The organism is Glycomyces sp. NPDC021274 (assembly GCF_040641195.1).
Lineage (GTDB): Bacteria > Actinomycetota > Actinomycetes > Mycobacteriales > Micromonosporaceae > Glycomyces.
Window position 1 is genome coordinate 1 of the sequence record NZ_JBFADC010000025.1, and the last position, 9,353, is coordinate 9,353.

Consider the following 9,353-nt stretch of genomic DNA (forward strand, 5'->3'; position numbering starts at 1 on the left):
CATCGCCGCCGTCCTCGGGGTCGCGCTGGGCGCGTTCGTCGGCTGGAAGCCGGGCTCCAGGAGGTGGTAGACGCTCGGCAGGTGCAGCCGCGGATTGTCAGGATCCTGGCGTCGCTCCACCTCGATCAGTCCGCGCTTCTCAAGGCGCGCGGTCGCCCGGTCGACGACATCTTTGGACCGTCCGATACAGGCGGCGAGAACACCGCGCGTGGGGACGTCGTCGCCGTCGGGGTCGTCGTCGCTGGTGCGAGTGCCCTTGTCGACGAACGTCGCAAGCGCGGCGTACAGGGCTTTGTCGACTGGTTCGACGGACCCGTCGCGGGCCAGTTCGGCGTCGAACTTGATCCAATCGAGCGTGCAGTCCCGGACCACGACCGGGGCCTTCGTCCTGGCGCTCATGACGTCGTCCCCCGGCTGTGCGCCACCACGTCAGCGGCCGGGCGCCGGGCGCCCCAGAGAGTGCTCTTGAGTGCGGCGTAGCGGGGCCCGCTACGCATCGGGCGCTTATTCATCTATCCTCGTCCGTGAGTGTCGAGGCGCCACCTGGACGGTTACCAGCCGTCCGTAACGGGTGGCGCTTCGGGTTTTCAGGGGCCAGACCGTGATGGCCGGCAGACAGGACGGCGCGGCTGGAGTGCTGCACCGCCCTGGGGGCGGTCATTCTGTCGGCGCGCGGTCCTTGCGGGGGCGGCCATGGGGGCGGTTGAGCTGTTCCAGCGGGATGCCGGTCAGTCGCGAGACTGCCGTACGCATCGTCACGACGTGCGGCGTCTCAGCCGGCAGTCCCAGTGCCTGTTGGAGACGTTCGTACTCCGCAGGCAGCAGGCGAACCGTGATCGGGCGCGTCGTCAGATCCCCCACGGGTCCCTCCAGTAACTGAATCGTTTTCGGTGATCGCTATGGGTACACCGTCGGTTGATCGGGCGGCAAGCGACACGCCGCTAGCGGCTCAGCGACGTCGACCAGCGGAGGATCGTTGAACCTCCCGCGATCTTCACGGCTACTTCCACAACGCGGCCGTCGGTCAGGTAGACCGTCCTGATCACCTGAGTCACGACGACGTTTTCAGCGGTGAGTCCCAGTGCCGCCTTCTCCGTCTTAGTCGCCAGGCGGGACGTGACCTCTTCCAACACGTGATCCTGAGCCACCCCCAGCCGCTCGGCCGCCAGTTCGCGGGAACCACCAGTCGAGGTGGGGGCCGCCAGCTCAGGTGCCGCGGCGATCACGTACGCCGGGTAGAAGGAACTGCTGAGGTGAATCGGGGCTCCGTTGCGGCTAACGACCCTGCGCCGAACGTGCACCGGGGTGCCAGGGGCAACGTCAAGGCGAGGTGCGATCAGCTCGTCGGCGCCGACCGTGGCGATCTCCAGGATGCGAGAGGTTTCGTCGCTACCGAGCGCCTTACCGGTGGCCTCGTGCAGGCGGACCCTGGCCTCGATGTTGCTGCTGGTCGGTCCGGCCACGACCGTACCGACGCCCGCTTTGGGGATGGTCAGACCCTCCATCTTGAGCGCCCGGAAGGCGCGGTTCACGGTCGTCTGCGCAACGCCCCAGTCCTTGCCGACCTTGGTCATGCTCGGCATGGCATCACCGGGCCTAAGTTCCCCGTCTCTGATCTTCTGACGGAAATGCGCGGCGATTTCCGCGTAACCAGACTTTTCAGGCATGTCGACTCCCCTCCGTGTCTCGGACTGCACTCGGGTCGAGTGTGCAGTGGTACACGTATGAGCCTACGACACGTGTCGTTCTTGCGCTACCACTAGCGCTGCATATCGCTAGTGGTCTACCTTGATGTCAGTCGCCCGGCGAACGATCCACCGGGTGGCATCCGGGTGCGCACACACCCGGAAAACAGTGCGGTCCCGGCGCGCACACGCCGGGACCGCTGGTCGAACCCCTGGTGAGAGAGGACTCGACGCATGTCGATTGTGGCATTGACCTCGGGCGCTGTGGTGTCCCGGGTGGAGGATGCGGCGCAGCGTGAGCTGTTGGCCGGCTGGTTCGCGGAGTACGCGCCGATGGTCGAGCGCGTCGTCGCGCGGTCCGTTCGGCGTGAGGATGCCGGGGACGTTGAGGACCTGGCGCAGGACGTGTGGGTCGCGGTGTGGCAGTACCTGCTGCGTGGCAACGCGGTTGCGCGGCCGGCGGGGTTGCTGGCGCGGATGGCGCGGTGCCGGGTGGCGCATCACTACCGGTCGGCGCGGATGCGCCGGGAGCGGGCGACGGACTTCCAGTCCGAGGTGGCGGTTGACCGGCTCGCGGCGTGGATCGGAGCGGCGGCATGAACGCGACGACGCGCCAGGACGTTCCGACGCTGCTGGGTGAAATCGGCCGTCTGCGGACGGAGTTGGACCGGGTCGCCAGCGACCGGTACCGGTGGATGCGCCGCTACTACGAGGAGGCCGGCACCTACTGGGACGCCGAACTGCCTCCGGGCGGGGAGTGCTGCGCGGAGTGCGGCCAGCCGGTGGAGTCCGAGCCGTGCCCGGAGCACAACCCGCGGGCTGTCGTCGAGCAGCTGCGGGCCCGTGTCGTCGAGCTGGAGCAGGCCCGCGCGGAGGGCGACTACGTGGCGCTGCCGTGGGCGTTCCTTCTGGACGACGAGGACTTGCACGAGTTCCTCGGTGACCTCGTAGCTGTGGCGTTCAACCGGTGGCGGTGGGACCCCGAGGTTCCCGACACCGAGACTCTGCGGCGGGTCGAGAAGGTGTGCACCACCTGGCGTCTGATCGGTGAGGCGCAGCACGCGCACAACACCGCCCCGGGCCCGGACATGGTCGTCCCGGCCGCCGCGGATGCGGACACGTGCCTGCCCGTGCCGGGTGTGGCTGAGGGCGGGGTGTCGGCATGAACGGCCCCTACATCGACGCGAACGAGGACCCGGCCGCCTACTACCACATGCAGCAGGCTGCCCAGGCGGCTCAGGCTGCGGAGGAGGCGCGCCAGCAGGCCGCCGCGCTCCAGGCTCAGCAGGCGGAGGCGCAGTGATGACGACCTCCGTCTACCGCTACCAGCTCGCCCCCGACGGGCTGATGACGCGTCGCCAGTTGCGCGCCCAGGGCCTGCGGCCCGGTGGGCACGACCCGGTGGGTGAGATCCGGTGGAGCCGCGGCCGGCGCGTCGCCTGCCTGTACGCGGTTGCCCGTGCTCTTCCGGTGCGGGCGATGACCCCGGCCCGGTGGCGGGCGCACGAGGCGATGATGCGGGCCCGCCGCACCTGCCCGCAGTGCGACGCCACGCGCGACTACTACATCCCCCGATCCCTGGGAGTCTGCCTGATCTGCGCGGACGGGGGTCCGGCATGAAGACCGCGTTGTTCCTGAGCTACTTGTCGGGCTGGCGGATCGCGCCGCGGCTGGTGGCGTCGTGGTGGCGGTGCTGGCCGGAGTCCCTGCGGCTGCTGTCGGTCCTGCTCCCGGTGGAGTGGGGCATGTGGCAGGCGCTGGCCAGCGCGGGCGTTTCGACTCTGCTGTGCGTGCTCGCCGCGGCCGGAGCCGGCGGGGTCGCGGGCCTTGTTGTCCAGGATCTCGACGACGCCCGCTGGGCGCGCTTCGCCTCCGAGACGGAGGCGAAGCGATGAGCCAGAGCTACGACCTTCCGCTGCACCGCTTGCACCACCTCTCGATGGGCGTCAGCCGCGCCGGCAAGACCGGCTGGCTGTCCTCCGCTGCGGACGCCGGGTGATCCGGTCGGCCGCGGTCGCCGCCACCCGCGTTCGCGCAGGCGTTGGCGGGTGGCGACGGCCGGGGCCGACCGGCCCGAATCGACGACTGCAAGGGGGAGTTGTGACGACGACGAGGACGACGAAGGCGTGGGGGCCGCGGGTGCGGATGCTGGCGCTGCTGGCGGTGGCGGTGCCGCTGTACGTGGCGATCGAGCTGGGCGAGGCGCTGACCAGCCGGCGGCTGTCCCGGGCGAACGGGTCGCTGGACCGACTGGACGACCGGATGGTCCGGGCGGAGGGCGATTGCTTGGCTGCCGGCCACCACGGTTTCGTGCGCCGGGTGGTGGACGCCATGGACCACACGACCGACGTCGTGTGCTGGGTGACCGGCCGCGTGGGGCGGGTGATGGGCCGATGATCGCGGCGCTGTTCACCCGAGTCGCCGGCGCGGGACTGACCGTCTGGGCCGTGATCGAAAGCGATGGGGCGGCGCTGGCCGCCGGAGTTGCGGCGCTGCTCGCCGCGCGAGGGATGCGGAGGACGAACCGATGAGCGTCAACACCGAGAAGCCGAACGTCAACAAGATGGACTTCAACTTCCACTTCGGTAAGGGCCAGCAGCCGGGGTTCTGGCAGGCGACCGCCCCGCAGAACAACAAGCCGGCGGCCGGCAACCCGAACACCGGCCGCGGCGTGACATTGGAGTCGATGCTGCCCGAGCCGGATTTCTCCAGCCCGGCGGCGACCCGGCGGTACTGCAACGAGCTGCGGGCGCTGATGTTCGGTCTGGCGATCGAGATCGGCATGGCCGCGGAGATCCTGGACGCCACGCTCGCCCAGGTCCCCGACCCCGACGGCAAGGCGTTCGGCTCCAAGCTCCGGGCCCGCCGGGTGGCGGCGAAGCTGCGGAAGGCCGCGGAGTCCGCGGTCGGTGTCGCGAAGAACGCCGCCGCCACCCACTCGAAGTTCACGCAGGAATTCGAGCCGGAGATCAACGCGGTGCGGCACCGCGCGAAGCCGCGGCAGCAGCGCCGGCAAATCGACTGGGCCAACCAGTAGGACGGAGGACGCACCATGGGCGAGAACACCAGCAAGGACAACGAGCAGCAGCACGAGCAGCAGCACGAGCAGCAGCTCAAAGGCAACTCCGGCAAGGGCGGCGTCCTTGGGTACCTGGCGCACCGTGCGAAGCCGTACCTCCCGCCGTGGTTGAGCACGATCGGTGTCGGCGTGGCGAGCGTGCCCGCGAACTGGGCGTGGGAGGGCGACACCGGCGCGGCCGTGCTGCTCACCCTCTCCAGCGCGGGATTGACCACCGCGACGTGGTTGATCGGCAAGACGGTCGACACGTCCCGCCGCACCCACGCGACGGCCACGGTGGCGGCCGGGACGGGATGGCTGACCGCGGCTGCGCTGGCTGGGCCGCTGACGGGTCCGGTGCCCACGCTGTTCGGCGTGGGCGGGGCGGCGCTGGCCGCTAGCTGGAACATCCGGCAGATCATGCGCCGCCACCCCGAGTTGGCGCCGTCGGGTGAGTCGTCGGACGGGAGGCTGAAGGAGGCTATCGGCCTGGCCAAGGCCAAGCTGACGGCGCCACGGATCGAGCCGAACAGGGTCACGGTCGGGTACGAACTCCCGGCCGGCGGGACGAACGAGGAGGCGGCCAGGTCGACGAAGGCGCTGGCGTCTGCGCTCGATGTTCCGGCGACGGCCGTGCGGCACACGCCCGACCCGGAGTCGGCCCGGCGCGGGACGTTCACGGTCGTGCCGGTCGACATGCTCAAGGAGGTGATCTGGTGGCCCGGCCCGTCGGCGCCGGGCGGTTCGATCGCCGACCCGATCGTCATCGGGGTCTACGACAACGGCGATCTGCTGATGCTGACCGTCCCGGAGGCGCTCCACCTGCTGATCATGGGGATGACCGGCTCCGGGAAGACGGAGGGCGCGATCGACATCCTGGCGGAGATTCTGACCCGTCGGGACGTGATCGCGTGGCTCTCGGACCCCAAGCGCGGCCAGGACCTCGGCGCGGCGTTCGCCGGCTGCGACTGGGTCGTTGAGGACGGCGCCGGCGCAGAGACGATGATCGAGGCGCTCAAGGCGGTCGTCCCCGCCCGCCAGCGGTGGCTCGGTGCCCACTCCTACCGGGAGTGGACGCCGCAGGCGGCCGAACCGCAGACCGACCCCGCCCACTCATGCCAGCCCGGCGCGGTCTGCGGCTGCCCCGGCATGCCGTACCTGGTCGCCTGGTTCGAGGAAGCAGCGAACACGCTGCGGGCGGTCGACGAGGACGCGTTCACCGGGATCGCCCAGGAGGCGCGGAGCGCGGGCGCATGGCTGGTCGTCTCCATGCAGCGCGCCTCCGGCTACCAGATCTCCACCGACACCCGCGCCAGCTTGCCGGCCGCGCTGTGCTTCGGGGTGGACGAGCGGGACGCCGGATTCGCCCTTCCGTCGGAGGTCCTGGACGCCGGGGCCAACCCGGGAGCGTGGGGCAACAAGCGGCCGGGCTACTGCTACCTCGTCGCCAAGGGCGTGGCTGACGAGCTGTGGTCGACGCCGGGCCGCACGTACCGCAACGACCCGGTCGCCCTGGAGTGGGCCGTGCGGGAGTTCGCGGGGATCCGGATGCAGGTGGACCCGGTGACCGCGCAGGCTGCCGCGGCCGTGGTGGGCACCGCCTACACCGACCGGCCGCGACCGACGCTCGCCGCCCCGGCCACCGTCGCCAAGGCCGCGGCCATCGAGGAGGAGGCGGACGACATGCCGGAGGGGATCGACCCGGAGGACGCGCACATCGACCCGCAAGCGGAACTCCCCGACCCCGAGCCGGGCGACGACGCGTCGTTCGTCCCGCCGGCCGCGGGCCACAAGCCTGCCCCCGAAGAGGCGCGGCGGCTGCTGGAGACGGCGCTGCGGGAGTTCGAGGCGGCCGGCCGGATGGTGGTCGGGCCGAAGGACTTCATGGACTGGTGCGACCGCAACAACTACAGCCGCCCGTGGATCTCGGCCCGACTCGGTGAGGCGGCCCGCGCCGGCCGGCTGGAGCCGACCGGGAAGACCGGCCGCTACCGCATCGTCCCGGCCCTGACACCCGCCTGACAGTCAGGCGGCTCTGACACCCATTTCCCTAGGTAGATGCGGGTGTCAGGGCGCCCAGACACCCCGCCTGACACCGGCCCTGACACCCCGTCTGACACCTGGGCCTGACACCCCGCGAAACGGCCGGGATCCCCCTCCCCGGAGCCCGCCCCGACCCACGGAGCACGCCATGCACCAGTCCCCCGACCCCCACCCGACCACCCCGGCGGTGGAGACCGACACCACCGTCCAGGCCGCCGCGCTCATCCGGGCGGTGGAGGACGCCTACCGGCCGACGGCCTACCGCGACGACACGCCTCTGCCCACGGTCGGATCGGCGGCGCCGGTCGTCCAGCCCGGCCGACCCCCGATGTCCCAACGGGCGACGGACGCCAGCGTCGTGATGCTCGCCGCCGGCGCGGCATCCGTCCCGATCGGAGCGTCAACGGCCCTGGTGCTGCATGTGCTCGGCCAGGTCGACCCCGCGGTGTTGGCCATCAGCGGCGCCGCCCCGGTCGCCCTCCTCGTCGCCCTGGCCCGGGTGATGACCCGCGCCAGGGGCGTGGTCGAGGCGGCGCCGGCCACGCACCACCACCACTACGCAGGCCCCGTCCAGCAGGACCACAGCCGGGTCACCACGACGACCCGCGGCGTCATCGCCCGCACCACCAACAACGGCAACGGCGACGCGCGCCGCTGAACACCGACGGGGCCGGGAGATCTCACCTCCCGGCCCCGCCCTGACCACGGAGGAGAGACCCGTGACCCAGCTCGAAAACTACCCGCTCCGGTCTGCCAACGGCTCGCCGCCGCACGCTCCGGCCGCGCCGGTCGCCGCTCCGGTCGGGCCAACAACCGCTCCGGTAGGGCGGGCCAGTACCCCGGGAAGGGGGCCGGGAGAGAATCGTCGGATGAACTACGCGCTGACGGGTGACCAGACGACGGCCGGGGCTGCTCCGGGCACGGTCTCGGCCGCTCCGCCCGGCCAAAGGACCGCTCCGGGCGCCTCCAAGGGCGCTCCGGTGGCGGGGCGCCCGGAGGGCCAACGGACGGCCGAGGAGATGACGCCGTGGCGCCGGCTGCCGCTGTGGGCGACCCGTCTGCTGGCTGCGACCGTCGTGCTGGGCATGCTCTTGGTGGCCGGCATCGGGTTCGCCTCCAGCTATGACAACCTGCGGTCCGCGGCGATCCACAAGGGGTTCACGCCGGGGCTGGCCGACTGGATCCCGATCGGTGTGGACGGCGCCATCATCGCGTTCTTGGCGCTGGATCTGGTCCTGTTGGCGTGCCGTATCCCGGTGCCGTTGCTCCGGTTCGCCGCGCATGGCATGACCGCCGCCACGGTCGTACTCAACGCCACCAGCGGCGACCAGCCGATCGCCGAGGACCCGGTTCGGGCCGGGTGGCACGGCCTGATGCCGCTGCTGTTCATTATCGGCGTGGAAGCCGGACGCCGGCTCCTCGTGCATGTGGCGCAGCTCCAGGCGGGAACGGTCCGGGACCGGATCCCGCTGCACCGCTGGGTGTTGTCGCCGTTCCGTACACCGAAGCTCTACCGACGGATGCGGCTGGCGAACGTGCGCTCCTACAGGGAGATGGTCCAGCGGGAGCAGGACCTTGATGGCTACCGGGTCTGGCTGGGCCAGCAGTACAAGAACAAGGGCGGCATCGACGCGGCGGACGAGACTGAGCGGCTGCCCATGACGATGGCGGGCCGCGGTTTCACGGTGGCGGAGGCGCTGGCGTTGCCGGAGAAGTGGGAGACCGAGCAGGCGGAGCGCGAAGAACAGAAGGCGGAACGCCAGCGTCGGCAGGCGGAGCAGGCCGCGGAGCGAGACAAGAAAGACCGTCTCCGGAAGATCCGCGACGAGGGCGAGATCCAGCAGGCGCAGTACGCGACGGAGGCCGAGACCGGCACCGCGCGGGCGGCGGCGGAGCAGACCCAGGCGGAGGCGGAGGCCCGGACGGAGACCACCCGCATCCGGACGCAGCACCTGCGCCAGCAGGCGGAGCGCGCCGCGGAGGCGGAGGCGGAGGCGCTGGAGTCGGAGCGGGCGGCAGCCGCGTGGAGGAAGGCGGCGGAGGACCGGGAGAAGGCGGAGGCGGCCGAGCATCGGACGGAGCAGGAGCATCTGCGGGCGGAGACCGCGAAGCAGGAGGAGCGCCGGAAGGCGGCACAGAAGAAGGCGGAAACCGATCGCCTGGTGACGGAGCAGAAGCGGGCGGAGGCACAAGCCGCGGAGGAGGACCGGAAGAAGGCGGAGGCGGAGGCCGCCACGACGAAGGCGGAGCGCCAGACGGCGGAGCACCGCAGGGCCGCCGCGGAGGCGGAGGCCGCCGCGCTGGAGGCGGAAGACGTGATCCGGCTGTCCTCCCGCGAGCGGAAGGCGCGGCGGGTGGCGCGGATGATCCTGACCGCCGGATCAGTCGACGCGGTCCCGCTCCAGACGATCGAGCAGGAGCTGAACGCGTCCCGCACCACGGCCGGCGAAATCCGGCAGGAGGCCGAGGCCCTGATCGAGAACGGCTACCCCAACATCGGCGGCGGTCAGCTGACCTGAACCGGCACAGCAGCCATGCGGCGGGCGACACCCACGACGGGTGCCGCC

12 protein-coding genes and 1 pseudogene are annotated in these 9,353 nt (G+C 71.3%); 10 read left to right on the forward strand and 3 right to left on the reverse strand.

Annotated elements, in window-relative coordinates; all coding sequences use genetic code 11:
* From AB0I03_RS26035 to AB0I03_RS26045, 3 genes and pseudogenes are all read right to left on the reverse strand, one after another.
* Nucleotides 1-399, reverse strand: a pseudogene (locus AB0I03_RS26035) (hypothetical protein); the annotation flags it as partial.
* A 258-nt stretch (nt 400-657) separates the two neighbouring features.
* Nucleotides 658-861, reverse strand: a complete 204-nt coding sequence (locus AB0I03_RS26040) for a hypothetical protein (RefSeq protein WP_102927063.1) — start codon at nt 859-861, stop codon at nt 658-660.
* 80 nt (nt 862-941) lie between these two features.
* A complete protein-coding gene (locus AB0I03_RS26045) occupies nt 942-1,667 on the reverse strand; it encodes a GntR family transcriptional regulator (RefSeq protein WP_102927062.1) in 726 nt (241 codons plus the stop codon).
* Between the two features lie 252 nt (nt 1,668-1,919).
* Here AB0I03_RS26045 and AB0I03_RS26050 point away from each other — a divergent pair, with 252 nt between their 5' ends.
* From AB0I03_RS26050 to AB0I03_RS26095, 10 genes are all read left to right on the forward strand, one after another.
* Nucleotides 1,920-2,285 (forward strand): sigma factor, encoded by a 366-nt coding sequence (locus tag AB0I03_RS26050; RefSeq protein ID WP_102927061.1) that lies wholly within the window; start codon nt 1,920-1,922, stop codon nt 2,283-2,285.
* Nucleotides 2,282-2,851: a hypothetical protein gene (locus AB0I03_RS26055; RefSeq protein ID WP_360417240.1), complete on the forward strand. Its 570-nt coding sequence runs from the start codon at nt 2,282-2,284 to the stop codon at nt 2,849-2,851. The genes AB0I03_RS26050 and AB0I03_RS26055 overlap by 4 nt, the downstream gene beginning before the upstream one ends.
* A complete protein-coding gene (locus AB0I03_RS26060; protein WP_360417242.1) occupies nt 2,848-2,988 on the forward strand; it encodes a hypothetical protein in 141 nt (46 codons plus the stop codon). Before AB0I03_RS26055 ends, AB0I03_RS26060 begins: the two co-directional genes overlap by 4 nt.
* Nucleotides 2,988-3,305: an RRQRL motif-containing zinc-binding protein gene (locus AB0I03_RS26065; protein WP_102927059.1), complete on the forward strand. Its 318-nt coding sequence runs from the start codon at nt 2,988-2,990 to the stop codon at nt 3,303-3,305. The genes AB0I03_RS26060 and AB0I03_RS26065 overlap by 1 nt, the downstream gene beginning before the upstream one ends.
* Nucleotides 3,302-3,580 (forward strand): hypothetical protein, encoded by a 279-nt coding sequence (locus tag AB0I03_RS26070; protein WP_102927058.1) that lies wholly within the window; start codon nt 3,302-3,304, stop codon nt 3,578-3,580. The genes AB0I03_RS26065 and AB0I03_RS26070 overlap by 4 nt, the downstream gene beginning before the upstream one ends.
* Before the next feature lie 205 nt (nt 3,581-3,785).
* A complete protein-coding gene (locus tag AB0I03_RS26075; RefSeq protein WP_146051287.1) occupies nt 3,786-4,082 on the forward strand; it encodes a hypothetical protein in 297 nt (98 codons plus the stop codon).
* Nucleotides 4,083-4,212: 130 nt separating this feature from the next.
* Nucleotides 4,213-4,722 (forward strand): plasmid transfer protein TraA, encoded by a 510-nt coding sequence (gene traA, locus AB0I03_RS26080; RefSeq protein WP_102927056.1) that lies wholly within the window; start codon nt 4,213-4,215, stop codon nt 4,720-4,722.
* 15 nt (nt 4,723-4,737) lie between these two features.
* The gene (gene traB / locus AB0I03_RS26085; RefSeq protein WP_102927055.1) at nt 4,738-6,765 is read left to right on the forward strand and encodes a plasmid transfer protein TraB; all 2,028 of its coding nucleotides are present in this window, start codon (nt 4,738-4,740) and stop codon (nt 6,763-6,765) included.
* A gap of 169 nt (nt 6,766-6,934) precedes the next feature.
* Complete coding sequence (locus AB0I03_RS26090; protein WP_102927054.1) at nt 6,935-7,444, forward strand: hypothetical protein; 510 nt, start codon at nt 6,935-6,937, stop codon at nt 7,442-7,444.
* Between the two features lie 211 nt (nt 7,445-7,655).
* Nucleotides 7,656-9,305 (forward strand): DUF2637 domain-containing protein, encoded by a 1,650-nt coding sequence (locus AB0I03_RS26095; RefSeq protein WP_102927053.1) that lies wholly within the window; start codon nt 7,656-7,658, stop codon nt 9,303-9,305.
* The last annotated feature ends 48 nt before the right edge of the window (nt 9,306-9,353 follow it).

Coding starts and splice junctions, on each gene's coding strand:
- AB0I03_RS26055 (WP_360417240.1), top strand. CDS start 2,282: ATGAACGCGACGACGCGCCAGGACGTTCCGACGCTGCTGGGTGAAATC.
- AB0I03_RS26070 (WP_102927058.1), top strand. CDS start 3,302: ATGAAGACCGCGTTGTTCCTGAGCTACTTGTCGGGCTGGCGGATCGCG.
- AB0I03_RS26090 (WP_102927054.1), top strand. CDS start 6,935: ATGCACCAGTCCCCCGACCCCCACCCGACCACCCCGGCGGTGGAGACC.
- traA (WP_102927056.1), top strand. CDS start 4,213: ATGAGCGTCAACACCGAGAAGCCGAACGTCAACAAGATGGACTTCAAC.
- AB0I03_RS26095 (WP_102927053.1), top strand. CDS start 7,656: ATGAACTACGCGCTGACGGGTGACCAGACGACGGCCGGGGCTGCTCCG.
- AB0I03_RS26050 (WP_102927061.1), top strand. CDS start 1,920: ATGTCGATTGTGGCATTGACCTCGGGCGCTGTGGTGTCCCGGGTGGAG.
- traB (WP_102927055.1), top strand. CDS start 4,738: ATGGGCGAGAACACCAGCAAGGACAACGAGCAGCAGCACGAGCAGCAG.
- AB0I03_RS26065 (WP_102927059.1), top strand. CDS start 2,988: ATGACGACCTCCGTCTACCGCTACCAGCTCGCCCCCGACGGGCTGATG.
- AB0I03_RS26045 (WP_102927062.1), bottom strand. CDS start 1,667: ATGCCTGAAAAGTCTGGTTACGCGGAAATCGCCGCGCATTTCCGTCAG.
- AB0I03_RS26060 (WP_360417242.1), top strand. CDS start 2,848: ATGAACGGCCCCTACATCGACGCGAACGAGGACCCGGCCGCCTACTAC.